The organism is Pseudomonas sp. GLN_2, from assembly GCF_043106005.1.
GTDB classification, from domain to species: Bacteria; Pseudomonadota; Gammaproteobacteria; order Pseudomonadales; family Pseudomonadaceae; genus Aquipseudomonas; species Aquipseudomonas alloputida.
The window spans coordinates 45,372-69,460 of the sequence record NZ_JBICMC010000002.1 but is presented as its reverse complement, the minus strand read 5'-3'; the positions used below and the strand labels follow the sequence as shown (position 1 = coordinate 69,460).

Sequence of the window (24,089 nt, the reverse complement as noted above, 5' to 3'; positions counted from 1 at the left end):
GCCATGCTCAAGATCCTGGTGCGGTTGTACCTGGTGATCATCGTCGCCTACGCCGGCGCATTGCTGTTCATCCCTGACACCATCGTCGGCCTGTTTCGCGACCGGTTCATGGCCTACAACCTGGACCAGGCCAAGGGTGTTCAAGCGTTGATCGTGCGCCAGTTCCGCCAGGCCCCGCGCGAGCAGTGGCCAGCGGTGGAGCAGGAACTGGCCAGTGATTTCGCGCCGCTGGAACTGCAGCTGCTGCGCAGGGATCAGGCCGGTCTGAGCGATGAGGAGCAGGCGCGCCTGGCGCAGGGGCTGTACGCAGTGCGCATTGCCGAGTGGGGCTATTACGAGACGGTGCTGGCGCCGCTGGACAAGGAGTGGCTGGTACGCCTGCATTCCCCGCCAGACCCGCTGGACATCAACGTGCTGTCGTGGGGCGTGACCGTATTGATTGGTGCAGCCATGCTGGGCTGCCTGCTGCTGTGGGTATGGCCGCACTGGCGTGATCTGGAGCGCCTAAAGGAGACCGCTCGGCGCCTGGGCCAGGGGCAGATGGCTGAGCGTACGCACATTTCGCCTCACTCCAACATTGGTGAGTTGGCCGGGGTATTCGACACCATGGCCAGTGACCTGGAACGCCATGTCAACCAGCAGCGTGAACTGCTCAATGCGGTATCGCACGAGTTACGCACGCCACTGACTCGGCTGGACTTCGGCCTGGTGCTGCTGTTCGACGAAGTGCCGCCAGCCAGCCGCAAGCGCCTGCTGGAGCTGGTCGGGCATGTGCGTGAGCTGGATGAACTGGTGCTGGAGCTGCTGTCCTACAGCCGGTTGTACAATGCCGATCAGGCGCGAGAGCGGGTGGAGGTATCGCTGCTGGAGCTGGTCGACAGTGTGCTTGGCGGCTTTGCCGAGGAGCTCGATGGCCGGGGTATCCAATGGAAAGTGCGGGCCGAGGGTGAGTTGCCGCGCTTTGTACTGGACCCGCGACTGACGGCGCGCGCGGTGCAGAACCTGGTGCGCAATGCCATGCGCTATTGCGATGAAAGCCTGTTGCTGCGCTTGCGCCTGGAAGCCGATGGCGCTTGCCTGCTGACGGTTGAGGATGACGGGATTGGCGTCCCTGTGGAGGAGCGCGAGCGGGTGTTCCAGCCGTTCTACCGTCTGGACCGCAGTCGCGATCGCAACACCGGTGGTTTTGGCCTGGGGTTGGCCATCAGCCGCCGGGCGATCGAGGGGCAGGGTGGTACCTTGACCCTGGCGCAGTCGGCGCTGGGTGGGGCGCAGTTCAGGATTCGTTTGCCCGCCGGATGATGTTTCACCTGGTCTGCCAACTGGCTTGATCCCAACGCAAAGCGGTCTTGGCTTCATGCAACACCTGGGCAGGAACGGCGCAGCCACGCGTTGTTCGGCCCCAGCGGGTCCAGCCCTTCAACGCCTATCGCGAACGCTTTACCTCACAGCTGGGCGGCCACGCGCGAAGTTGTCCAGCGTTCGGGCTTTTTCTTGGGGGCTACATCTTGTAGCTTTACAGGTCGTTCATTCAGGGAGCTGAACATGCAAGGCAAGGCCCGCAAGATCGTCCAGGCCATTCTCTATGAGGCCATCGCCGTCGCCTGTGTGGCGCCCGCGCTGGAGCTGGCGTTCGGCGCCGGCATGGCGCAGTCGACCGTGCTCTCGGTGCTGATGTCGGGTATCGCGATGAGCTGGAACATGGGCTACAACTGGGTGTTCGAACGTTGGGAAGCGCGCCAGCACAAGCGTGAGCGCACCTTCTTGCGGCGCCTGCTGCACGCGCTGGGTTTCGAGGGTGGGCTGGTGGTGATTCTGCTGCCGCTGGTGGCGTACTGGCTGGACGTGAGCCTGTGGGCGGCACTGCTGACCAACCTGGCGCTGTTCGTGTTCTTCTTCGTTTACGCCTTTGTCTTCCAGTGGGGCTTCGACAAGGTGTTCGATGTGCCGCTTTCGGCGCAGCAGGCCAAGTGTTGACTTCTGGCTGCGAGGCAGGCTAAGTTCCTACCCATGAACACATTCCCGCACGTGAACGCCATTATTATTACCGCCATTATCAGTTTGGCGGGCTAGCGCGTACGTGCACCGAACCCGCCCTGGAGGCGGGTTTTTTCTCTCTGACTCCTGGGCAACGTAAGAATAGCCAAGGAGTCATCGATGACCAGCTTCAGTGTCCCTCGTACTACCGTCACCCCCCAGCAACTGCTGTCGGAGCAGGTGCGGCGCATTCTTGCCGCGCCGGTGTACGACCTGGCCATCGAAACGCCCCTGCAAGCGGCCCCGGCCTTGTCTGCCGCCCTGGGCAACCAGGTGTTGCTCAAGCGCGAAGACCTGCAGCCTACGTTTTCGTTCAAGATCCGCGGTGCCTACACCCGTCTGTCGCGTCTGACCGATGTGCAGCGTGAGCGCGGGGTGATCACCGCTTCGGCGGGCAACCATGCCCAGGGCGTGGCCTTGGCGGCATCGCATCTGGGTATCAAAGCAACGATCGTCATGCCCACCACCACGCCATCGTTGAAAGTGGAAGGCGTGCGTTCGCGCGGCGGGCATGTGGTGCTGCATGGCGAGAGCTTCCCGCATGCGCTGGCCCATGCACTGAAGCTGGCCGACAGCGAAGGCGCCACCTTCGTGCCACCGTTCGATGACCCGGATGTGATCGCCGGGCAGGGTACCGTGGCCATGGAAATCCTCCGTCAGCGCCCGGGGGCGCTGGACGCGATCTTTGTGCCCGTGGGCGGTGGCGGCTTGATCGCCGGTATCGCCGCCTACGTGAAGTACCTGCGCCCTGACGTGAAGGTGATCGGTGTCGAGCCGGTGGATTCCAACTGCCTGCAGGCTGCCATGGCCGTCGGCGAACGCGTGATCCTGCCGCAGGTCGGCACCTTTGCCGATGGCGTGGCGGTGGCGCAGATCGGCGCCCATTGCTTCGAGCTGTGCCGCCACTTCGTCGACGAGGTGGTGACGGTGAGCAGTGACGAGCTGTGCGCGGCTATCAAGGATATCTACGACGACACCCGTTCGATCACCGAGCCGTCCGGGGCCTTGGCCGTGGCCGGGATCAAGAAGTACGTGGCGCGTGAAGGTGTGCAGGGGCAGACCCTGGTGGCCATCGACTCCGGGGCCAACGTCAATTTCGACCGCTTGCGCCACGTGGCCGAGCGAGCCGAGCTGGGCGAGCAGCGCGAGGCGATCATCGCCGTGACAATTCCGGAACAGCCGGGCAGCTTCCGGGCCTTTTGCCAGGCACTGGGCAAGCGGCAGATCACCGAATTCAACTACCGCTTCTACCCTGGCAAGGAGGCGCGCCTGTTCGTGGGCGTGCAGACCCACCCGGTGCACGACCCGCGTGAGCAGTTGCTGGCCAGCTTGCGGGAGCAGGGGTACAGCGTGCTGGACCTGACCGACAACGAGCTGGCAAAGCTGCATGTGCGCCATACCGTGGGCGGGCATGCCGCGTCGGGGGCTGATGAGCGGGTACTGCGCTTCGAGTTTCCCGAACGGCCAGGGGCGTTGCTGGGGTTTCTGGAGCGGTTGGGCAAACGTTGGAACATCAGCCTGTTCCATTACCGCAACCATGGTGCGGCGGAGGCGCGGGTGTTCGCTGCTTTGGAAGTGCCAGCGGACGAATTGGCGAGCTTGCCGTTGACGCTGGACGAGATGGGGTACCGGTATTGGGACGAGACTGACAACCCGGCGTACAAGCTGTTCCTGGGCTGAGGCACCTGTGTGGCCAATGCAGGCGTGTCTAGCCGCTTGCTTGCCGCCTTTGTTCGCAGCGTGATCGCCCGGTCCAAAGGGCAGGGCGATCTCCTGCAAGAAACTGCGCGAGCCAACGCGTGGGTTTCAACGCTCGCGCATGAAAAAGCCGGCAACGAACTTGCGGAATGTTTCCAGGCTCTTGAAGTCGGCGTAGCGCTTGAAGTTCTCGGTATCCGGCTCGGGGCCGATGGGCTGTTCCAGCAGCGACACTGACAACACCCGGTCCTGGTCCGAGGTCAGCACCAGTTCATCCATTACCTGCCCACCGATCACGGGGCGACGCATCTGCACTTTCACCCCTTTACTGGCCATCCAGTCGATCAGCGACACCAATGCCTTGAGCGGCTCGCGTTCTTCATCGCGGTACACCGGGAACAGGTGCGCGCGCGACAGCACGGGCACACTGGCCACATGGATCAGCTCATAGAAATGGCTGCCGGCGCTGGTCGGCGAGTAGATCATCAGCGCCAGCAACGGCCCGCTGGTGCGGCTCCCGCCCCAGTACAAGTGATGCCCCTGGAAGTCGAAGCCGTCCTCGCTGCGGTTGTTGAACAACTTGCGCCCTTTTAGCTGGTCGATGCAGTCCAGCAGCAGGCCGTGGCGGCGATGGTTGCCGAACACAGAGGCTTCGCGCAGGCGGGACTTGAGCATCATCATGTGCTTCATGTCCAGGCGGGTTTCCAGGTAGTTGCTGGCGGGCACCCGCTCCAGCAGCGGGTAGCGGCTGGCCACGCTGCGCAACTCGGCAAACTGTGTGGTCAGGTCTTTCTTCAGGTGGGTGGCGTAAAGGTTGAGCCCGCTGGTTTCAATCCAGGTCAGCAGCAGTGACAGCAGGCGCTGCTGTTCGCGTCTGTCGTTGCCATCACCGACGGCGCCGGCCGTGCCAGCACGGAAGTCGCTGATCAGGCGCAAGGGTGTATCGGGTGGCAGCCAGGCGGCGGGTGGGGCGGGGTCGTTTTCACGTTCGGCGGCTTCCCGCTCGTCCTTGGTGAACGGGCAGCCAGGCGCGTGCTCGGCGGTGCCCGGGTTGTTCTTGAGGAAAAGTGTGCCGGTGCTGCCGTTGAGGGTGACATTGAGCACCGGCAAGGCATCGTTGCGGCAGTCGCAAGCCAGCCACTGGTTGGCGTTGCGCACGGTCATCAGTAGCTGGTTGGCCTGTAGCAGGCGCGGGCCGGCGAGGCTGCCGGTGGCAAAGCCGACCAGCAGTTCCTCTTCAGCGGGGGTCAGGCTGCGCACCTGGGTGGCGGTTTTGTCGATGATTCGCATGAAGCAGCTCCAAGCTACGAGCCTCAAGCTTCAAGCAAAGTCGCGCGGCTTTCAACTCGTCGCTTGGCTACCGCCGAACATCTTCGCGGCACGGGCGCGAATCTCGTCGGGGGTCAGGTCCTCTTTGTGGGTGGACACGAACCAGATGTTGCCAAACGGATCTTTCAGGGTGCCGCTGCGGTCACCGTAAAACTGGTCGGTCAAGGGATGTAACTGGATGCCCCCGGCGGCCAGGGCCTGGGCGTAAACCTTGTCGCAGTCTTCAACATACAAGTGCAGGCCAACACCCGCACCGCTGAGCTTCTGGCTGGCGGTGAGGCCGCCTTCCATGTCGCAGGGGTCGCCCAGCATCAGCGACGAATCGCCGATTCTCAGTTCGGCATGGCCAACGCGACCGCCCGGGGCATCGAGGCGGAACATTTCCTTCGCACCAAAGGCTTGCTTGTAGAACTCGATGGCCTTGGCGGCGTCGTTGATGGCCAGGTAGGGCGTGATGCTGTGCTGGCCTTCGGGGATGGGTTTGACTGCCATGTTCGACTCTCCTGTGCAATGGGCGCCGAAAGGCGCCCTGTTGCTTAGAGTCGTTCGCCCAGATGGAAAATCGACAGTGACGCTAGATCGATTGTCTATAAGCGCGGCGGTCAGAAGATGTAGTCGGTCGTCAGGAAGCTCGACTGGCGGTTGCGAATGATCTCGCTGATCAGCGCTTTGTTGGCCTCCTGGAAGCGGGTGGCGACCAGCGTCCGGATGGAGAACACACGCAAAGCGTCATCCACCGAGAGCGTGCCCTCGGCGCTGTTCTTGCGGCCGTTGAACGGGTAGGTGTCAGGGCCGCGTTGGCACTGAGCATTGATGTTGATGCGCCCGACCTGGTTGGCGAAGATGTCGACGAGGCTGCCGATGGTGGCCGGGTCGTTGCCGAACAGGCTCAGTTGCTGGCCGTAGTCGGAGTCCAGCACATAGTCGATCACGGTCTGCAGGTCGCGGTAGGGCACCACCGGTACCAGCGGGCCGAACTGCTCCTCGTGGTACACGCGCATTTCCCGGCTGACCGGGTACAGCAAGGCCGGGTAGAAGAATGAGCCGCGGCTGTGCCCGCCATTTTCGTTGAGCACGCGCGCGCCCTTGGCCGTCGCATCGGCAACCAGGCCATCGAGGTAGTCGACCTTGCCAGGCTCGGGCAACGGTGTCAGCGCCACGCCAGGTTCCCACGGCATGCCGGGCTTGAGCGCCGCCAATTTGCGCTGAAACTTGTCGAGGAAGGCCTCGACCACATCCTCGTGCACGAACAGGATCTTCAGTGCCGTGCAGCGCTGGCCGTTGAACGACAACGCCCCGGTGACGGCCTCTTCGACAGCGTTGTCGAGGTCGACCTGGGGTAGCACGATGCCCGGATTCTTGGCGTCCAGGCCCAGTGCGGCGCGCAGACGATGCGGGCGTGGGTGCAGTTTCTTCAGGTCGCTGGCGGCCTTGTGGGTGCCGATGAAGGCGAATACATCGACCTTGCCGCTGGCCATCAGCGCGCTCACCGTTTCCCGGCCGCGTCCATAGATGACATTGATCACACCTGCCGGGAAGCTGTCGCGGAACGCTTCGAGCAAGGGGCGAATCAGCAGTACGCCGAACTTGGCCGGCTTGAACACCACGGTGTTGCCCATGATCAGCGCCGGGATCAGCGTGGTAAAGGTCTCGTTCAGCGGATAGTTGTAGGGCCCCATGCACAGGGCCACGCCCAGCGGGACGCGACGGATCTGGCCGAGGGTGCCTTGTTCCAGCTCGAAGCGGCTGGAGCGGCGGTCCAGGTCCTTGAGGGCGTTGATGGTGTCGACGATGTAGTCGCAGGTGCGGTCGAATTCCTTTTCCGAATCCTTCAGGTTCTTGCCGATCTCCCACATCAGCAGCTTGACCACGGCCTGGCGCTGTTCACGCATGCGGGCAAGGAAGGATTCGACATGCTGGATACGCTCGGCCACGCGCATGTTCGGCCAGGCGCCACGACCTTTGTCATAGGCCTGCACGGCGGCATCGAGGGCGGTCAACGCGGTATCGGCATCCAGCAGCGGGGCGCTGCCCAGTATGACCTGATGCTCTTCGTCGCCTTGCTTGAGCCACACCGGGCTGCGCACCGTGGCCAACGGGCCGTCCCAGCGCCTGAGTTCACCGTTGACCAGGTAGTCGCGTTGTTCCAGTGGGGCTCCCAGGCGCCAGGTTTCTGGGATGTTCTCGGCGCTGGGGAAGAGTGAATCGAGCAAACGGTCCATGGGTACTGCACCTCACATCAAAGGGCGGTTTTCAAGTCAGTTGAATCGTTTCAGCTGGGAGCATGCACTGGCTGTCGGAAAAACACCAGTCTGGCTCAACATGGCCGCCCATGCCTGCCCGGCAAGCAGACAGCGGCCTGAGAGGCGTTGATGCAAAGTCGTAAAAGGTTATTCATGGATAGCGAAGTGGCCAGCGGAGCTTGATGGGCACGGTTATAGCAAATGTTATGTTGAGCGTCGGTTTGATGCGGGGAATTTGACGCCATGAAACTTGATCTAAAGTCAGCCAGAAGCCGCTTGCCAAAGCGTTTGCAGGCATCTTAAATTGTTACTGAATGTGATAAGAAAGTTGCAAGCCACACTATAAAAATCAAAGTGTTAAGTGTTTTTGCTGGATTTTTCTCTTTTTCCGATTGGCCAATAGAGCACTTCAAAAGGACGTCGAAGAAGAAATGAAAAAGACCTTGACGACTGTGGTGCGCAAGCTCCTGTCGCCCTCCATGCGCTACGAAATCAGGCTGCTGGCCAGCAAGGTGCGAGAAATGATGGCGCGTGCCTGTCTCTGGCGCTGGGAAGTCGCCAGGTTTCGCCCGCAACAGGAGAGCCCGTACGAAATCCTCTACATCGGCCGCAAGCAGCAACGGGAAATGGCCAAGCTGCTGATTGGTGGCAAGGGCCAGGGCAGCGCATCGATGGTAGACGGTGCAAGTGCCACGGCGGCTGCCAGCCACGTCGTGGTCATCAGCGAAATGCCCACGTCGGGGGCGCTGTCAGTGCCGCACTACCTGAGCGCCGTGGTGCCGCTGGGGCGCCCGCTGGAGGACATCACTGCCCGCTATGACAGCGAACTGCGCCGCAGCATTCGCAAGAACCGGCCGCTCTATCACATGCGCCAAGCCCTTTTGGACGAAGAAATCGCCATGGCCGACCGGGATCTGCTGCGCCCTTATGCTTCGGCCCGGCAGGGCATTCATGCCGCGCAGTTTCCTACCGAAGAGGTGTTCCGTATTGCCAAGAGTGTCGGCCGGCTTGACTTGATCATGCTGGGCGATGAGGTGATCGGCTGCCACCTGGGGTGTGAAGTGGTACGCGGCGGCAAGCGTTACTGGAGCACGTTGCGCTTTGGCTATTGCGAGGCGGTGTTTTCCGATGCGAAGAAACTGCGCGAGGTGAATTCGATCACCACCTTCATGGCGCTTGAATGGGCACTGGAGCAGGGCTTCGATTATTACGACATCGGCCTGTGTCTGGCGCGCCCGGACGACGGCCTGCTGAAGTGGAAGCGCCGCCGCGGTGGTGATATCGACTCGCTGGGTAACCATGCGTACCTGTTTGTCCGCCTGCCCAAGACCGGTACGGCAAAGTTCCTGTGGGACACGCCGATGTTCGCGGTCGAAGGCGACAAGCTGACGTTGCATCTGGGGCTCCCGGATGGCCCAAGCGATGAGGAAGTCGCCAGTCGCTATCACGAAATGGTGTTTGGTGGCCTGCACAAGATTTATCTCTATGGCGGCAGCGGGGCAGGCGAACCGTTTGTGCAAACGTTGCGCAACCGTTACGCCAGCTTGCAGTCACCGCCCACCATGGAAAGAGTCACGAGCAATTGAGTAACTGCCAGGGATGCTTTGATCTGGCGCCTAGGCGCTGTATGAAAAGCCTTGATACTGGTTCATGCTGCGTTGAAAACCGCCTTGGAATGCTCATGTACTCCAGTACAGTCGGGCGTGACCCCGGCCGTTCCTCGGCTGTTTTCGCCTTGCCTGACCTGCGTCTCAAGACTTTTCGTACAGTGCCTAGCGCCGGGCTCCACACTTCGCCATCAAGGGAGGACGCTTCATGGGAAGCGACATCTCGCAGTTCAGTGCATCGCCCGCAGGCAGGCAACACAGCTGGACCTTGGCCGCCTACCGCCACATGGCGCGCAAACGGCTGGGTGGAAAAGCGGCGACCGATCTCAAGAGCGTCGCCACCAAGTGCTGGGACATCGCCCCGGGCGAAGCCACGGTTTCGCCGCCAGCCATTTTCCTGCCTGGCCAGCTGGAGCGGGTAACGGGCTGGGAAGGCAAGCGGTTTTACCCCTACGTGCACCCGGCGCAGACCATGCAGGGAGGCGTCAACACATTGCAAGGGGCAACCCGCGGCTACTTGATCAAGGATGTATGGCTGGTCGAGGGGGCGTTGTACAAGGGCAAGGCCAGCCATTGGCTGTCACAGAAGCCGAGTACCTTCCCGACCATCCTCATCGACAATGAAATCGACCGCGCTGCAATCTACTGCACACAAAACGGTAACGCCTGGTTCGGCACCTGGTTGATGGAAGACTGCCCGACCTATGCGCTGGCCTGCAACGAGGGCATCCCGGTGACCACCGCCCCCTCTGCCAGGTATCCGCTGTTCACCCAGGCACCGGCCTATGAAGACTGGCTGGACATGAAGCCTTTGCGCCTGCGCAGTGCGTTCTTCCGTGAGCTGGTGCTGTTCGATGACCAGAGCAACAACCGCAGCCGGCATGCTCGCTACCGGGCCATGGGTGACAAGCTGCTTTCGCATGTGTCGTACACGCAGCACCCGGGGGTTTTCCTGTTGCGGGGCGGTGATGGTGACCTGCGCCTGTTGCGCAACGAGCTGGAGCTTGCCGAACACTTGCGTACTACCCGCGGTTTTCGCATCGTCAACCCGCTGAAGTCCGATGTACCGAGCATTGTCGCGGCCTGCGCCGGGGCTAAAGTGGTCATCGGGGTGGAGGGTAGCCAGTTGGTGCATGGCGTGAATGTGCTGCAGGCTGGAGGCTGCCTGCTGACTTTGCAGCCGCCGAACCGTTTCGTCAGTTACTACAAATACCTGACGGATCGTGACCAGCAGCATTTTGGCTTTGTGGTGGGCCTGCCGGAAGGTGATGGTTTCAGGATCGATATTGACGAAGTGGAGCGCACGTTGGATCTGTTCCCACGATAAGTGTGTAGTATCGGTGCATGGATCCGCGGCGGGCAGGGCAGTAGAGGATGATCGAGGTATCACGGTTTTGGCGCGACCCTGCCTTGCCGTTCGTCGAAGCCCGACGGGTAGGGGACGGGCGCAAGGTGTGCTACGCCGCGCACTCTCACGAGAGCTTCTCCATCGGGGTGATCACGGGGGGGCGTAGCACTTACATCAACAGTGAGCAGTGCGTTGAGGTGGGGGCGGGTACCACGGTGTTGATGAACCCGGGCGTGGTGCATACCTGCAACCCTGTTGCCGGGGAACCCTGGTCTTACCTGATGCTGTTCGTCGATCAGCCTTGGTTGCAGGCAGTGGGTTTTACCCTGCCAACGCAGACCTGGAGCCGCTCACCTGTGTTGTACGGGCGGTTGTTGCAGGCCTTTGCCGACCTGTTCGACGCCAGGCTGTCTGATCGGGAAACCCGCCTGGCGGCCCTATTCCGCGAGTTGCCGGGCATGCTTGCCCGTAATGCCAGCGAGATTGACCAGGGCAATCCACGGCTGGATGCAGCGGCTGCTTTCATACGGGCCCACCGCAGTGACCCGCTCAGCCTCGAAGACATTTGCGGGGCTTGCGGCCTGTCCCGTTCCTACCTGATTCGTGCCTTTCGCCAACGCTTCGGCCTGACGCCGCATGGTTACCTGCTAGACCAGCGTGTACAACTGGCCCGGGCGCAGTTGCGCCAGGGCCGTTCAATTGCTGAAGTTGCACAGGAGGCCGGGTTCGCTGATCAGGCACACCTGCAGCGGGCATTCAAACAGCACCTGGCGGCGACACCGGGGCATTACAGAAATGCCGTCGCTAGCCTGGGCGCTCCTGCAGGAGCCGTGCATGCCTTAAAGGATCAGGTAGACCGCACTGGCGACCAGTAACACGGCCAGGCTCCGATTGAGCATGCGCAGGTGACATGGGTTGTCCAGGTACTGGCGAATCACGCTGCCGGCCCAGGCCCAGCAGGCCACCGAGATGAAACAGATCGGCCCGTAGATCCAGGTAAACAGCCACAGCAAGTGCTGTTCACCGCCGGTGTAGGCACCCACCCCGGCAACGGCGGCCAACCAGGCTTTGGGGTTCAGCCACTGCATCGCTGCGCCGTGCCAGGCTGAAGGGGCTGGGCTAGGCTGTGCGTTGTTCAGGTTACCGTCGTCACTGGCCAGCTTCCACGCCATGTACAGCAGAAACGCCACACCGCCCCAGTGCAACATCAGGCCCAGCAAAGGCCAGCGAAGCAGCAGTTGATGCAGGCCCAGCCCGACCAGCACCAGCAGCAGGCAGAAACCCAGCGTGGCACCGGCCACATGCGCCAGGCTGGCGCGCAGGCCATGGCGGGCACCGCTGCCAAGGGCGACGATGTTGACCGGGCCGGGGGAGATAGAGGCCGCAAGGGCGAAGGCGGCCATGGACAGGGATAGGCTCATGAGGAAGATCCGCGTGGTTGGGGAGGGGTTATCCTCGCGGGGCTGGCGTTCTGCTGTATTGAACAAAAGTACCTGCGCACGACTCGCGCCTGCAGGGCTAATGGCGATGCAGGGTTGTTACAGGTTTTGTAATAGTTTTGCGCTACTACAGAAACCTGCTGTGCTTGTAGCATCGTTCTCCCAATTTGTTATCAAGGTCTATATGAGCACCTTCGCGGAGCCCCCCAGTCTTCGGCCTTTCTGGCCATCCTTCTCCCGTCCTTGTGACGTGTCCCACGTGAGTACCCGCTAATGGAATGGCTAGCCGACCCCACGGCCTGGCTAGGCCTGTTGACGCTTATCGTCCTCGAGCTGGTGCTGGGTATCGACAACCTGGTGTTCATCGCCATCCTTGCCGACAAGTTGCCGCCCCATCAGCGCGACCGCGCGCGGGTCATTGGCCTGAGCCTGGCGCTCATCATGCGCCTGGGCCTGTTGGCCAGCATTTCGTGGATGGTCACCCTGACCGCACCGCTGTTCGAAGTGTTCGGCAAGAGCTTCTCTGGCCGTGACCTGATCATGCTGTTCGGTGGTGTGTTCCTGCTGTTCAAGGCCACCATGGAGCTGCACGAACGCCTGGAAGGTCACGTGACCCAGGCCAGTGGCACGCTGCGCCATGCCGCGTTCTGGCCGATCGTTGCCCAGATCGTGGTACTGGACGCGGTATTCTCGCTGGATGCCGTGATCACGGCGGTCGGCATGGTCGATGAGCTGTCCGTGATGATGATCGCGGTGATCTTCTCGATCGGTATCATGATCGTTGCCAGCAAGCCGCTGACCCGCTTCGTCAACGCCCACCCCACGGTGATCATGCTGTGCCTGGGCTTCCTGATGATGATCGGTTTCAGCCTCACCGCCGAAGGCCTGGGCTTCCATATCCCGAAAGGCTACCTGTACGCGGCCATCGGCTTCTCGATCCTGATCGAGCTGTTCAACCAACTCGCCCGTGCCCGCCGCAAGCGCAGCTTGCAACAGCACAAGCCGTTGCGTGAACGCACTGCTCATGCCGTGCTGCGCCTGCTGGGCGGCCGCCGGGTCGAGGCTGACGAGGTCGGCGAGGAGATTGCCGACCTGGTCGAGGGCGGCGGGGAGCAGGTGCTGTTCGACCGCCGTGAGCGGGTCATGATCAGCGGCGTGCTGAACCTGGCCGAGCGGCCGATTCGTACGGTGATGACAGCCCGTGCCGAGGTTGATGTGATCGACCTGGCGCAACCGGCCGACGCCATTGCCCAGGCCCTGGCCAATTCGCCGTACTCGCGCCTGCCGCTGATCCGCGATGGTCGTGTGGACGAGCCCCTGGGCTTTGTGCACAAGAAGGAACTGCTGAAGGAACTGCTCTCGGGCAGCCAGCCCGACCTGGAAAACATGGCCCGGGCGCCGTTGAACCTGCTGGAGAGCTTCAGCATCCTCAATGCCCTGGAGCAAATGCGTGGTCAGTCGACCCACATTGCCTTCGTGGTCAACGAGTTCGGTGACTTCACCGGGCTGTTGACCATGACCGACATCCTTGAGTCGATTGCCGGTGAGCTGCCGGATGCCAGTGAAGTTGAAGGCCCGGGCATCGTTCAGGAGGGGGAAGGCTTTGTGGTCAGCGGTGCGCTGAACCTCAGCCAGGTGCAGGCGCGTACTGGCTTCAGTGCCCGTGCTACCGAGGATTACCAGACCCTTGCGGGCCTGGTGATGAGCTTGCTCGACCGCCTGCCGATGGTCGGTGACCGGCTAGCCTGGAATGGCTGGATGCTGACCGTGGAGGCGGTTGAAGAGCGACGGGTGCGTCAGGTTCGGCTTACACCGAACGGCGACGCTGACGTAGCAGGTGCTTGAAGCCCTCAAGCACCAGCACCAGTACTGCGGCCCAGATTGGCAGGTAGGTCAGCCACTGATCCGGGCCGATGGTTTCGCCCAGCATCAACGCCACGCCCACCAGCAGCACGGGTTCGACGTAGCTGAGCAGGCCGAACAGGCTGAATGGCAGCATGCGGCTGGCCAGCACGTAGGCGATAAGCGCCGAAGCGCTGATCGCGCCAAGGATCGGCACCAACACATACAGGCCGGGGTGTGCTTGCAGGTCAGCGCTGGAAAGTGGGCTCTGGATCACGAAGTACAGCGCCCATGGCAGCAGCAGGCACATGTCGCACCACAGGCCGCCCAGGTGGTCGGTGCGGCAGCGTCGGCGCAGCACGAAGTAGACCGGGTAGCCGATCGTTACCAGCAGGGTTTCCCAGGCAAAACTGCCATTTTGGTACAGCTCGTGGCCCACGCCCAGTGCGGCGCAGGCCACGGCTACCGTCTGCAGGCGTGACAGCCGCTCGCCATAGACCAGCCGCCCGGTCAGGACCATGGCCAGTGGCAGCAGGAAGTAACCCATCGACACTTCCAGGCTGCGCCCATGCAGGGGCGCCCAGAGAAACAGCCACAGTTGCACACCCATCAGCCAGGACGTGCCGACCATGCCGAGCAACAGCACCGGCGTGCGTTTTACCCGGCCCATCAGTTCGCCCACCCGCTTCCAGTCTTTCGAGACAAGCATGAACAAGGTGAGGCAGGGCAGTGTCAGCAGGGTGCGCCAGCCAAAGATTTCTTCGCCATCGAGTGGCTTGAGCAGGGAGGTATAGAAGTACATCACAGCGAACAGGCAGGACGCCATGACCGATGAAACAATGCCTTTTGACACGAATGCCTCGAATACGGGAATTGAGCGGGTTGATCAGCCGCGCATGATCTCAGGGGGCGCATCTTGCGGCAACTGCGTTACGCCCGGGCGAGTGGCCAAGGCTTCGAGGAACTGGGCGGCCGGCATGGGCCTGGCGAACAGGTAACCCTGCTGGAAGTCCACCCCATGCTTGGCCAGGTAGTCGCGCTGCAGGTCGGTTTCCACACCCTCGGCAACGATGCCCAGGTCCAGCTTTCCTGAAAGTTCGATGATGCTCTCGAGTATGTGCACTGACAGCGCATCGGCGCCGATCATGGCAACGAAGCTCTGGTCGATCTTCAGGTAGTCGACCTTGAATTGCCGCAGGTAGTTGAGGCTCGACTGGCCGGTGCCGAAGTCATCGAGGGCGATCATCACGCCCATGGCATGCAGCTTTTCGAACAACTCAAGGGTAACCGGCGTAGGCTCGATCAGCTTGCGCTCTGTCAGTTCCAGGGTCAGCACCACCCGGCCGGGCGGAAAGTGCTGCAGGAACGTGCGGCAGTCATCCAGCAGGCTGAGGTCGCGGCAGTGGTCAGCGGTGATGTTGACACCAATATGGAAGCCGTCTTCCAGCAGCCCGGCATAGGGCGCCAGACTTTGCGCGGTATGTGTCAGCAGGGCGCGGGTCATGGCGACAATCTGCCCGCTGTGTTCGGCATAGGGGATGAACAGGTCGGGACGAACCAGGCCTTCTCGTGGGTGGTGCCAGCGCATCAGCACTTCCGCACCGGCCCAGCGGTAATCGCCCTTGCGCACCACTGGCTGAAAATACGGCAGGAATTCATCGGCCTGCAGGGCACGGTCCAGTTCGGCACGCGGTGAGGTGGCGCGGCGAATCTGCCAGCGGCACACCAGTGCCGCCAGGGCACCCAGTACCAGCAACAGACTGAGCAGGCCAGGGTAGTGGCTGCGCAACAGTTGGCCTTGCTTGTCGGCACTGTAGCCGCCCTGCACGCTGAAAGGGTAACGCGTCGAGCCTATCAGCACGTTGGCACTGGGGGCGGCAGGGGAGACGCCTTTGTGGACCACGCCGTCCTTGCCCATCCAGGCGTCGCCCACGCGGATTTGCAGTTCTTCATCGGGCCCGATCAGGCGCAGTGCTGTCAGCAGGTGGTCGCCGTCCACCGTGGTGATTGCGCCGTGGTCGCCGTCGCTGGCACGGTAGACCAGCAGCGCGTGGCCCGGCGTAACCGAGTTGCCGTCCATCAGCCATAACTTGCCGTCGACGTAATCGCCAGGATTGACCGGTTCTTCGAACTCGCCGAACAGCGAGGTGCAATAAAGGGTGTTGTGCCTGAACAGGTTGGTCGAGCGCACGAAGGCATTGCGGGTAACCTGGGCCCGTAGCATGAGCTGGGCCTGCTCGCATGAACTGTCAGTCAGCGGAAGTAGCGAATTGGCGGCACGGGACAGGTTGTCGAGGATGTGTTCGACGTGTTCCAACGCCTGGCGGGTGGTGGCGTGGCTGCTGGCCTGCATTTCACGCTCGACCTGCCAGTTCATCACGGCCAGGCCGCACATGACCGGCAGCAGGCCGACGACCCAAGGCAAGAGCGTGCGCCAGCTGAGTGCGGCGCGGCGTTTGGCGGTAAGGGGCATGCTGACCTGGCTATCATGGCGTAAAACGAGAGGATAGCCGTTTGTCGCCGCGTACGAGCAACTAAAACGCGACAAACCATTTTACGCAATGTAGAATCGATTTACGAATACAACAATAAGGTCCTTCACGTCCGAAGGATCAAGCCCGCCGAGAATGGGTCCATATGACATACCATGGGTTCAAGCTGATCATAGGTGACTTCCTCGCCCGCAGCGTGCGCGGTATCCCGTGCTCACCGCCGTTTCTGTTCCACATCCTACGCAATCTATAATTTTCGCAGCAGATGAGGACACGAACATGGCTGATATCTTCGACAATCCAATGGGCCTGATGGGCTTCGAGTTCATCGAACTGGCTTCGCCGACCCCTGGCGTACTTGAGCCTGTATTCCAGATACTGGGTTTCACCAAAGTGGCCACCCACCGCTCCAAGGATGTGCACCTGTATCGCCAGGGTGGCATCAACCTGATCCTGAACAATGAACCCAAAAGCATCGCTTCGTACTTCGCCGCTGAACACGGCCCGTCGGTATGTGGCATGGCTTTTCGCGTGCGCAATGCCCATGAGGCTTATGCCCGCGCCCTGGAACTGGGCGCCCAGCCGGTAGAAATCGAAACCGGCCCGATGGAATTGCGCCTGCCGGCGATCAAGGGTATCGGGGGGGCACCGCTCTACCTGATCGACCGCTTCGAGGAAGGCAGTTCGATCTACGATATCGACTTCAACTTCATCGAAGGCGTGGATCGCAACCCGGTAGGTGCTGGCCTGAAAATCATCGACCACCTCACCCATAACGTCTACCGCGGGCGCATGGCCTACTGGGCCGGGTTCTACGAGAAACTGTTCAACTTCCGTGAAATCCGCTATTTCGACATCAAGGGCGAATACACCGGCCTCACGTCCAAGGCCATGACTGCGCCTGATGGCATGATCCGCATCCCGCTCAACGAAGAGTCGTCCAAGGGCGCGGGGCAGATCGAAGAATTCCTGATGCAGTTCAACGGTGAAGGTATCCAGCACGTGGCCTTCCTGACCGATGACCTGCTCAAGACCTGGGATGCCCTGAAGGGGCTGGGCATGCGCTTCATGACCGCGCCACCGCAAACCTACTACGAAATGCTGGAAGAGCGCCTGCCTGGCCATGGTGAGCCGGTCGACCAACTGCAAGCGCGTGGCATCCTACTCGATGGCGCCTCGCAGCCCGAAGACAAGCGCCTGCTGCTGCAGATTTTCTCGGAAACCCTGCTTGGCCCGGTCTTCTTCGAGTTCATCCAACGCAAAGGTGACGATGGCTTCGGTGAAGGCAACTTCAAGGCGCTGTTCGAATCCATCGAGCGTGACCAGGTACGCCGCGGCGTGCTGAGCACAGACTGACCGCCCCTGGAGTACCGTCGTCAGTTTCGTTCGACGGCGGTACCCCCCCTGTTGGCACGTGCCCTGAACAGGGCCAGGTAGACGATCGAGCCGGTCACGATCCCCACCAGCATCAGCGAGGGGGCGATCTGCAGCACTGACTGGCGGATTTCCTGAGCGGTGAAACCCTCCGGGTAGCCACCTTTGACCGTATATCCATATTTGGCCGACATTGCGCTTGTAAAGAATTCGGACTGTGAGGGGCGCTCAAGGTCACGGCTGTCACCATTGCTCCATATGTAGCGGTCGCCAAATTCGACCAACAGAATCAGCCCATCCAGAAAACCATCCAGCTCGTTGCGAATCTGCATGGCATAGGCTGTCACGATTACGCTATTGCTTTTGCCCTTCTGGTGAAAGTCGACCAGCAGCTTCTGACGCGTATCAGGAGGGCCGTAGGACAGTGCGACTCGCTGGCCGGACGACGCGAAGGATGAATAATGCTCCAGCGAACCTGAAGCCGTGCTGCAGTAAGGTTGATTGTCTTTGAGCAAGGTCAGTGACCTGACCATGGAGCGAATGGCAACCTGGTCCTGCAAGGCACTTTTGACGCTATCGCAAGATTCCCCTGCAAATGGCAGGGTGCGCAGGGCCGTCTCGTGCATTCTGTCCAGTGCATTGTCGACGCTGAAAACCGCCTCCTGAACGGAAATGTTGGCGTTTTCTGCAAGTTTTGCTTCCAGCTGAACAGCCATCACCAGCAAACCGGAAACCACAGGCACCAGCGCCACCGCAATGAGTAGCAGCAGCTCTACCATGCTGCGCCCCGCGTGCATGATTTTCGACATAGGCTAATAGTTCTCCGCTCTGAAACTGTTCGTGGTGAACAGCTGAGCCCTGAGCCTATGTATTTGCTGTCCGGGCTGCTGTAGTCCGGCTGCAGTTGAAGCGGTAGGAAATCGAGCGCCTTGATGTAGCTAAGTGCCCTTGAGCTTTTTCAACACTGTCTCGGCCAGCAAGGCAGTGGAAGCGGGGTTCTGCCCGGTGATCAGCCTATCATCGTCGACCACGTACGGCTTCCACGGCTCATCATGTTTGCTGTACTCACCGCCGCGAGCCCCAAGTTCGTTCTCCGTCAAGAACGGTACTACGCCGTCCAGTTCGGCCAGTTTTTCCTCTATGTTGGAAAAGCCGGTCACCTTGCGGTCTTTGAGGAGCAGGCAGTTGTTACTCAGCTTGATGCTCAGCAGGCCGACAACGCCGTGACAGACTGCTGCGACAATGCCACCTTTTTCGTAGATTTTGCGTGCCAGTTCCTGCAGAGCCTGGTTTTCTGCGAAGTCATACATTACCCCATGCCCACCGGTGTAATAGATGACGCTGTATTCGTCAGCCTTCACCTGCCCTGGGGCCAGGGTACTGCCAAGGCGCGTCATGAAACGCTTGTCGTCGTACCACTGCCAGTCGAGGTCAGGGGCCATCTGCAGGCTGTGCGGGTCGACGGGAACGTAACCGCCCTGTGGACTGACATAGTCGACCGTGTAGCCGGCCTTTTCGACTTTCTCGACAAAGTGAACGGCTTCACCCAGCCACAACCCGGTCGCCCGTTTGAGGGTTGGATACTTCGCTGTATTGGTCAGTACCACCAGAATTTTCTTGCTCATGACCCTGCTCCCGTCGCCAACCTGAATGGGCCGGTGCTCCCTGGCCCGAGGGAAAACCTAATTAGCATAGCTGTCACCTGCAAGTGCGCCATGGTGTGCGGGACATGCTGTGCTAATTTGAACAAATCCACGGGCGAGCCTGCCAGGCTTGGCGGCGCTGTGGTCAACCCTTAGCATTGCTGGAGTCACGGTATTGGTCGCAAACGGTACGCCACGCGAGCCTGCGTCGCAGGTCATCCTGCAGTCGCCTGTTTTGCCATTGATCGCGCCGATGGGGGAACGTATTGCCCAGTTCGACTGGTGGCGTACCTCGCTTGGGCCATTGTCGCGCTGGCCGGCTTCGTTGCGCATTGCCGTGGACATGATGCATTTGTCACCCTTCCCGTGTGCGGTGGTCTGGGGGCCCGACCTGTGTGTAGTGCATAACGATGGCTACCGGGCGTTGCGGGCATTACCGGATGCGCTGGGCATGGCGTTCGATACCCTGTGGAGTGATATCTGGCCTGCAGTGGGACCCTGGGTGTTCAAGGCACTGGAAGGCCAGTCGAGTTTTGTCGAGGACCTACCCTTGCGTATCGTCCGCAGTGAAGGCGCCGAACCGCTATGGTGCGCATTCGGTTATGCCCCCCTGCACGATGAACTCGGTAACGTGGCGGGGTTTCTGCATACGGTGATCGAGACCACGGCCAGCGTCGAAGCCCACCGCCATTGGCGTGAGCAGGTGCAGAGCTTTGAACGCCAGGTTGAGCAGCATGTGGCCGAGCGAGAGCAGTTCTGGTTGCTGTCGCGCGAAGCGATGATGACGCTCACCCCTGAATTGAAACTGCATGCTGCCAACCCGGCCTGGTACCGCATTCTGGGCTGGACAGAAGAACACGTGCAGGCGATGTCGGTGATGCAGCTGGTGCACCCGACAGAGCGTGCCGAAGTGCAATTGGCAGTGTCCGAGCTGCTGCAATGCAGCCACGCGGAGCAGTTGGAGATCCGCCTGCGACACCGCGATGGTCACTACCATTGGTTTCGCTGGAGTGCGCGGTTTGACGGCAGCCTGCTGACAGCGGTTGGCCGCGACATCACCGCAGACCGTGAAGAGGCTGCGCGTCAGGCAGAGATGCTGATGCACAACAGCGAGCGTATGGAGGTGGTTGGCCAGTTGGCGGGCGGCATGGGCCATGAAATGAACAACTTGCTGTCCGGTATTGGTGGCAGCCTCGAACTGCTGCAGCGGCGCCTGCAGGAGGGGCGGCTAGAGCGTGTGGAGGCCTACGTGGACGTAGCGCGCGACGCGGTGCAGCGGGCCATGGACCTGACCCATCGGTTGATCGCATTTTCCCGCCATCAGCCATTGGCCCCTCGGCCACTGGACTTCAAGCGGCAGTTACGTTTGAGCGAACCCCTGTTGCTGCGGGCGTTGGGGGCAGAGATGCGTTTGCACTGGCGACTGGACATTGCACCTTGGGCAGTGAGCCTGGACGTGCCCCAGCTCGAGAATGCCTTGATCAACTTGTGTGCCAATGCGCGTGAAGCGTGCCTGGAACAAGGGAATGTCACCATCAGCAGCGTGAACGAACGGCTGACTGCGTTTTTCCCGGATGAAAGTGGCTTGCCGCCAGGCGACTATGTGGCGTTGCATGTCGAAGATGATGGCCATGGCATGGCAGTGGTGGATATCGCCAGGGCTTTTGAGCCGTTTTACACAACCAAACCTCTCGGGCGTGGGGCCGGGCTTGGTCTGTCGATGGTATATGGCTTCGTCCGTCAGTCGGGCGGGTATGCCTGGATCGAGTCGGCGCCAGAGCAGGGCACCAAGGTGTCCATGCTTTTCCCCAGGTGCCATGAGCCGGTTCCGGATGAACCCGTGCCGGTACCGCTTTCGCAGCACATGGCACTGGGCAAGCGCCTGCTGCTGGTGGATGACGCGCTTGATCTGCGCGCGGTCATGCGCGAGTACCTGACTGAGCGTGGATTTGACGTCACGGATGTGGGCGATGCCAGTAGCGCACTGGAGCGCTTCCGCCATGGCGGCCCTTTCGACCTGGTCATCACCGATATCGGTTTGCCAGGTGGGTTCAGTGGCCGGCAAGTGGCGAAGGCCATGCGCATGCAGCTTGCACAGCAGAAAATACTGTTCATCACCGGTTATGCGGATCAGTCCATTGAAGCGCAATTGCTCGATCAGCCGGGCACGGCATTGTTGAACAAGCCGTTTTCGCTGGCGCTGCTTGCCGATGAGGCGCTACGCCTGCTTGACGTGTAAGGCGCTTCAAGGCTTGCCTAGAATCTGTGTCACTCGCGCCTGCAACTGCTGCAACTCGAAGGGCTTGCAGATCAGGTGCATGCCTGCGCCCAGGAAGCCTTCGCGGGCCATGGCCGTTTCCGCGTAACCGGTGATGAACAGCACCGGTAATCGAGGCCGCAGGTTGCGGGCAATTTCTGCCAGTTGCCGGCCGTTCATGCCGGGCAAGCCCACATCGGTGATCAGCAAATCCACCGGTTGTGCCGAGCTCAGCACCTTCAGTCCCTCGCTTGCGTCGCCTGCGCTTTGGCAGGGGAAGCCGTTTTCGCACAGCGCCTGGCACAGCAGTTGGCGCACATGAGGATCGTCCTCGACAATCAGCACCTGTCGGCTGCAGCCATCTTGTCTGGGCGGCACAGGCTCGCTGGATGGCAGGGCCTGGTCGACATGGCGTGGCAAATACAGTTCCACCTGGGTTCCCTGGCCAATCTCGCTGCTGAGGGTGATATGCCCATGGGACTGCTTGCTGAAGCCGTACACCATCGACAACCCCAGGCCAATGCCCTGGCCGGTCGCCTTGGTGCTGAAGAACGGTTCGAAGGCGTGCTCCAGCGTGCTTTGCGCCATCCCTTGGCCGTTGTCGGTGATTCGCAGTCGCACATAGTCGCCAGTGCGCAAAGCGCCGTCCGCAGTCTGCTCGGTGGCGATGTGATGATTGTTCGCCTCGATGCGTAGCAGGCCACCGTTGGGCATGGCCTCGCTGGCATTGAGCAGCAGGTTGCCGAGGGCTTCTTGCAACTGCTGGTCATCCGCCTCCACAGGCCACAGGTCTTTGGCCGCGTGCACTTGCAGGGTTATCGACGGGCTCAGGCAAGCTTCGAGGCGCTCTGTATTGAGCAAGGTAGGCAGGTCTATACGTTGGCTGTGCAGCGATTGGCGGGAAGAGAAGGCAAGCAGGCGATGGGTCAGACGGGCGGCGCGTGAAACGGCCTCGCGGCCCATGCACAGAACGCTATCCAGTCCCTCGCCGCGGCCTTTGCTCAGGCGCCGCTGGATAAGTTCAAAGCTGCCGCTGATGCTGGTGAGCAGGTTGTTGAAGTCATGCGCCACGCCGCCGGCCAGTTGGCCGATGGCCTCCATCTTGCGTGCCTGGCAGCGGGCGAACTCACCGCGGTCCTGCTCTTCTTCCGGCGTTGAAGGCTGGCTGTCCAGGCGCTGCTGCATGCCATGGAGTTGATCACGTGTAACGTACTGTCGCCGGCGGTTGCGCAGCGCGGATCGGGTGATGTGCAGTAACTGGGCATTTTCGTAGGGCGCGCCCAGCCATAGAAGATTGCCCACCGGATGATGACTCACGCCAGCGGCCGACCAGGCGCTCTGGCTCAGCAGCACGATGGGCAAATCCGACCAGCTCGGTTGCTGGTCGATGAATGCCTGCAGCAAGGCGCTTGGGCCTTGGCTGAACACCTGCTCGGCAATGATCGCCAAGCCTGCGCCTTCGGCCAGACGCGCCTGCAGGTTGGCCAAGTCGACCGCGCAGAGGCTGTTGATGCCGGCAGAAGTCAGCAGACGTGAGGTATCCGCCGCCAGTTGTGGCGGTGCGAGGATCAAGGCACGTTCATCCAGCGCCAACGAACTGGCCAAAACGACTCTCCTTTAGGGTGGCCTGATACCCACTGGACCCTGGCACAGGCTCAGGGTTCAACTGAATCCAGGCACTGCCTACAGGCCCTGTTGCAGCGCAGGGTCGTCCGGGTTCTGGCGCTCCAGCTCGGCGAGCGATACTTGCACGTTCTGCAGTTGACCGGACTCTTTCCAGTACTGGATCAGCAGCACCCGCGCCCGGCGATTGGCTGGCTGGCGATTGAGCACGGTTTCCAGTTGCTTCTGGGCGGCGTCGAGCTGGTCCAGCTCATGCAGGGTGACCGCCAGGGTATAACGGTAATCGGCGTTGTCCGGGTCCAGTTCGACGGCGCGGGACAGGGCCAGCAAGGCGTACTCGCGCTGTTCGTGGCGCTTCAGCCAAAGCCCAAGCTCATACTGCAGAAAGGCCGAGTCGGGGCTCAGCGCCAGGGCTTTGCCCAGCACCTGGCGGGAGGCGTCGTGGTGGCCCTGGCGCTCGAGCAGGCGTACCTGAGTCGCCAGGGCATCGAGGTTGTCGGGGGCAACCGCGAGCGCACGTTGCAAGGCCACAGCAGCGTGCGTGTAGTCGTTTTCGTGCAGGTACAGGCGCGCCAGGTGCACTTGGGCGTCGGCATCTTCAGGCTGTTGCTCGAGGGCTTGCTGGTATTGCTCCAGGGCTGACTGCAGGGGGCCGAAATAGAGGCCGATGGCGTCGGGATCGAGGCCCAGCAGCGCATCCACGGCGGCAAAACGCACGCTTTGCTCACGGTCGTCCAGCAGCGGGCCGAGTACCAGGCTGCGCTGTGCTGGCGGTAACAGGCGACGGATACTGGCAATGGCCGCTCGACGCACCAGCGGCTCGGCATTTTCCAGGTCCTGGCGGGCCAGTTTCAATGCCTGCGGCGAGGGGTAGTTGGGCAACTCGGCGTACAGCGCCGCACGGCGGATCGCAGGCAGGTCGGTTCGTTGCAATTGCTGGTACAGCACCCGTGCGGCACCGGGCTGGCCGTCGTGGGCCTGGCGCAGCGCCTTGGCGTAGCTGTGTGCTGGCAAGGTCGGCGGGGTTGGCGGGGCGTCGCGCCACAGGTAGCCGAACAGGGCCGATACCAGAATCGACAACAGCAGGGCGATCAGGTAGCGGTTGCGTCTGGGCATCGGACGATCCGTGGCGGCGGGAAGGGCAGAGCTTGGGCCAG

The 24,089-nt window shown here is 61.5% G+C and carries 19 protein-coding genes; 9 read left to right on the top strand and 10 right to left on the bottom strand.

Going from position 1 to position 24,089, the window contains the following annotated elements; genetic code table 11:
- Positions 1-3: 3 nt before the first annotated feature.
- The 3 genes from ACF8Q6_RS00400 to ilvA all read left to right on the top strand — a co-directional run bounded on the left by ACF8Q6_RS00400 (position 4) and on the right by ilvA (position 3,717).
- Positions 4-1,302: an ATP-binding protein gene (locus tag ACF8Q6_RS00400; RefSeq protein ID WP_392494484.1), complete on the top strand. Its 1,299-nt coding sequence runs from the start codon at positions 4-6 to the stop codon at positions 1,300-1,302.
- 243 nt (positions 1,303-1,545) lie between these two features.
- Entirely contained in the window at positions 1,546-1,977 is a 432-nt protein-coding gene (locus tag ACF8Q6_RS00395; protein WP_003253887.1) for a PACE efflux transporter, read from the top strand.
- A gap of 180 nt (positions 1,978-2,157) precedes the next feature.
- Positions 2,158-3,717: a threonine ammonia-lyase, biosynthetic gene (gene ilvA / locus ACF8Q6_RS00390; RefSeq protein ID WP_003253886.1), complete on the top strand. Its 1,560-nt coding sequence runs from the start codon at positions 2,158-2,160 to the stop codon at positions 3,715-3,717.
- Between the two features lie 126 nt (positions 3,718-3,843).
- Here the strand turns inward: ilvA and ACF8Q6_RS00385 are convergent, their stop codons facing one another.
- The 3 genes from ACF8Q6_RS00385 to ACF8Q6_RS00375 all read right to left on the bottom strand — a co-directional run bounded on the left by ACF8Q6_RS00385 (position 3,844) and on the right by ACF8Q6_RS00375 (position 7,286).
- On the bottom strand, positions 3,844-5,025 hold the full coding sequence (locus ACF8Q6_RS00385) for a hypothetical protein (protein ID WP_392494482.1): 1,182 nt from the start codon (positions 5,023-5,025) through the stop codon (positions 3,844-3,846).
- Between the two features lie 51 nt (positions 5,026-5,076).
- On the bottom strand, positions 5,077-5,556 hold the full coding sequence (locus ACF8Q6_RS00380) for a VOC family protein (RefSeq protein WP_003253883.1): 480 nt from the start codon (positions 5,554-5,556) through the stop codon (positions 5,077-5,079).
- Positions 5,557-5,666: 110 nt separating this feature from the next.
- Positions 5,667-7,286: an NADP-dependent glyceraldehyde-3-phosphate dehydrogenase gene (locus ACF8Q6_RS00375; RefSeq protein WP_392494479.1), complete on the bottom strand. Its 1,620-nt coding sequence runs from the start codon at positions 7,284-7,286 to the stop codon at positions 5,667-5,669.
- A 452-nt stretch (positions 7,287-7,738) separates the two neighbouring features.
- Between ACF8Q6_RS00375 and ACF8Q6_RS00370 the strand changes: the two genes are divergently transcribed.
- The 3 genes from ACF8Q6_RS00370 (at position 7,739) to ACF8Q6_RS00360 (ending at position 11,137) form a co-directional block, all read left to right on the top strand.
- Positions 7,739-8,893: a hypothetical protein gene (locus tag ACF8Q6_RS00370; protein WP_392494477.1), complete on the top strand. Its 1,155-nt coding sequence runs from the start codon at positions 7,739-7,741 to the stop codon at positions 8,891-8,893.
- A gap of 229 nt (positions 8,894-9,122) precedes the next feature.
- Positions 9,123-10,241, top strand: coding sequence for a glycosyltransferase 61 family protein (locus ACF8Q6_RS00365; protein WP_392494475.1), 1,119 nt, complete (start codon positions 9,123-9,125; stop codon positions 10,239-10,241).
- Positions 10,242-10,288: 47 nt separating this feature from the next.
- Positions 10,289-11,137, top strand: a complete 849-nt coding sequence (locus ACF8Q6_RS00360) for an AraC family transcriptional regulator (protein ID WP_392494473.1) — start codon at positions 10,289-10,291, stop codon at positions 11,135-11,137.
- Here the strand turns inward: ACF8Q6_RS00360 and ACF8Q6_RS00355 are convergent.
- Positions 11,102-11,683: a LysE family translocator gene (locus ACF8Q6_RS00355; protein WP_392494471.1), complete on the bottom strand. Its 582-nt coding sequence runs from the start codon at positions 11,681-11,683 to the stop codon at positions 11,102-11,104. The two genes, ACF8Q6_RS00360 and ACF8Q6_RS00355, sit on opposite strands and share 36 nt — an antisense overlap.
- A 291-nt stretch (positions 11,684-11,974) precedes the next feature.
- Between ACF8Q6_RS00355 and ACF8Q6_RS00350 the strand changes: the two genes are divergently transcribed.
- Positions 11,975-13,546: a TerC family protein gene (locus ACF8Q6_RS00350; RefSeq protein ID WP_392494469.1), complete on the top strand. Its 1,572-nt coding sequence runs from the start codon at positions 11,975-11,977 to the stop codon at positions 13,544-13,546.
- On the opposite strand, the gene rarD is transcribed toward ACF8Q6_RS00350, so the two are convergent.
- Both rarD and ACF8Q6_RS00340 read right to left on the bottom strand, forming a co-directional pair.
- Positions 13,509-14,396 (bottom strand): EamA family transporter RarD, encoded by an 888-nt coding sequence (gene rarD / locus ACF8Q6_RS00345; protein WP_392494468.1) that lies wholly within the window; start codon positions 14,394-14,396, stop codon positions 13,509-13,511. The two genes, ACF8Q6_RS00350 and rarD, sit on opposite strands and share 38 nt — an antisense overlap.
- A 33-nt stretch (positions 14,397-14,429) precedes the next feature.
- Complete coding sequence (locus tag ACF8Q6_RS00340; protein ID WP_392494466.1) at positions 14,430-16,016, bottom strand: EAL domain-containing protein; 1,587 nt, start codon at positions 16,014-16,016, stop codon at positions 14,430-14,432.
- Positions 16,017-16,314: 298 nt separating this feature from the next.
- On the opposite strand from ACF8Q6_RS00340, the gene hppD reads away from it, so the two are divergent.
- On the top strand, positions 16,315-17,391 hold the full coding sequence (hppD, locus tag ACF8Q6_RS00335) for a 4-hydroxyphenylpyruvate dioxygenase (protein WP_003253865.1): 1,077 nt from the start codon (positions 16,315-16,317) through the stop codon (positions 17,389-17,391).
- 20 nt (positions 17,392-17,411) lie between these two features.
- Here the strand turns inward: hppD and ACF8Q6_RS00330 are convergent, their stop codons facing one another.
- Together ACF8Q6_RS00330 and ACF8Q6_RS00325 are read right to left on the bottom strand one after the other, a co-directional pair.
- Positions 17,412-18,218: a CSS-motif domain-containing protein gene (locus tag ACF8Q6_RS00330; RefSeq protein ID WP_392494464.1), complete on the bottom strand. Its 807-nt coding sequence runs from the start codon at positions 18,216-18,218 to the stop codon at positions 17,412-17,414.
- Positions 18,219-18,347: 129 nt separating this feature from the next.
- The gene (locus ACF8Q6_RS00325; protein ID WP_392494462.1) at positions 18,348-19,034 is read right to left on the bottom strand and encodes a type 1 glutamine amidotransferase domain-containing protein; all 687 of its coding nucleotides are present in this window, start codon (positions 19,032-19,034) and stop codon (positions 18,348-18,350) included.
- Between the two features lie 193 nt (positions 19,035-19,227).
- Here ACF8Q6_RS00325 and ACF8Q6_RS00320 point away from each other — a divergent pair, with 193 nt between their 5' ends.
- A complete protein-coding gene (locus ACF8Q6_RS00320; protein WP_392494460.1) occupies positions 19,228-21,291 on the top strand; it encodes an ATP-binding protein in 2,064 nt (687 codons plus the stop codon).
- Positions 21,292-21,297: 6 nt separating this feature from the next.
- Here ACF8Q6_RS00320 and ACF8Q6_RS00315 read toward each other — a convergent pair whose 3' ends face one another.
- Positions 21,298-22,914 (bottom strand): ATP-binding protein, encoded by a 1,617-nt coding sequence (locus ACF8Q6_RS00315; protein WP_392494459.1) that lies wholly within the window; start codon positions 22,912-22,914, stop codon positions 21,298-21,300.
- Positions 22,915-22,992: 78 nt separating this feature from the next.
- On the bottom strand, positions 22,993-24,048 hold the full coding sequence (locus tag ACF8Q6_RS00310; RefSeq protein ID WP_392494458.1) for a tetratricopeptide repeat protein: 1,056 nt from the start codon (positions 24,046-24,048) through the stop codon (positions 22,993-22,995).
- Positions 24,049-24,089: the final 41 nt, after the last annotated feature.

Coding starts and splice junctions, on each gene's coding strand:
- ACF8Q6_RS00400 (WP_392494484.1), top strand. CDS start 4: ATGCTCAAGATCCTGGTGCGGTTGTACCTGGTGATCATCGTCGCCTAC.
- ACF8Q6_RS00350 (WP_392494469.1), top strand. CDS start 11,975: ATGGAATGGCTAGCCGACCCCACGGCCTGGCTAGGCCTGTTGACGCTT.
- ilvA (WP_003253886.1), top strand. CDS start 2,158: ATGACCAGCTTCAGTGTCCCTCGTACTACCGTCACCCCCCAGCAACTG.
- ACF8Q6_RS00370 (WP_392494477.1), top strand. CDS start 7,739: ATGAAAAAGACCTTGACGACTGTGGTGCGCAAGCTCCTGTCGCCCTCC.
- ACF8Q6_RS00330 (WP_392494464.1), bottom strand. CDS start 18,218: ATGTCGAAAATCATGCACGCGGGGCGCAGCATGGTAGAGCTGCTGCTA.
- ACF8Q6_RS00395 (WP_003253887.1), top strand. CDS start 1,546: ATGCAAGGCAAGGCCCGCAAGATCGTCCAGGCCATTCTCTATGAGGCC.
- ACF8Q6_RS00340 (WP_392494466.1), bottom strand. CDS start 16,016: ATGCCCCTTACCGCCAAACGCCGCGCCGCACTCAGCTGGCGCACGCTC.
- ACF8Q6_RS00325 (WP_392494462.1), bottom strand. CDS start 19,034: ATGAGCAAGAAAATTCTGGTGGTACTGACCAATACAGCGAAGTATCCA.
- ACF8Q6_RS00355 (WP_392494471.1), bottom strand. CDS start 11,683: ATGAGCCTATCCCTGTCCATGGCCGCCTTCGCCCTTGCGGCCTCTATC.
- ACF8Q6_RS00380 (WP_003253883.1), bottom strand. CDS start 5,556: ATGGCAGTCAAACCCATCCCCGAAGGCCAGCACAGCATCACGCCCTAC.
- ACF8Q6_RS00365 (WP_392494475.1), top strand. CDS start 9,123: ATGGGAAGCGACATCTCGCAGTTCAGTGCATCGCCCGCAGGCAGGCAA.
- ACF8Q6_RS00310 (WP_392494458.1), bottom strand. CDS start 24,048: ATGCCCAGACGCAACCGCTACCTGATCGCCCTGCTGTTGTCGATTCTG.
- ACF8Q6_RS00360 (WP_392494473.1), top strand. CDS start 10,289: ATGATCGAGGTATCACGGTTTTGGCGCGACCCTGCCTTGCCGTTCGTC.
- hppD (WP_003253865.1), top strand. CDS start 16,315: ATGGCTGATATCTTCGACAATCCAATGGGCCTGATGGGCTTCGAGTTC.
- ACF8Q6_RS00375 (WP_392494479.1), bottom strand. CDS start 7,286: ATGGACCGTTTGCTCGATTCACTCTTCCCCAGCGCCGAGAACATCCCA.
- ACF8Q6_RS00385 (WP_392494482.1), bottom strand. CDS start 5,025: ATGCGAATCATCGACAAAACCGCCACCCAGGTGCGCAGCCTGACCCCC.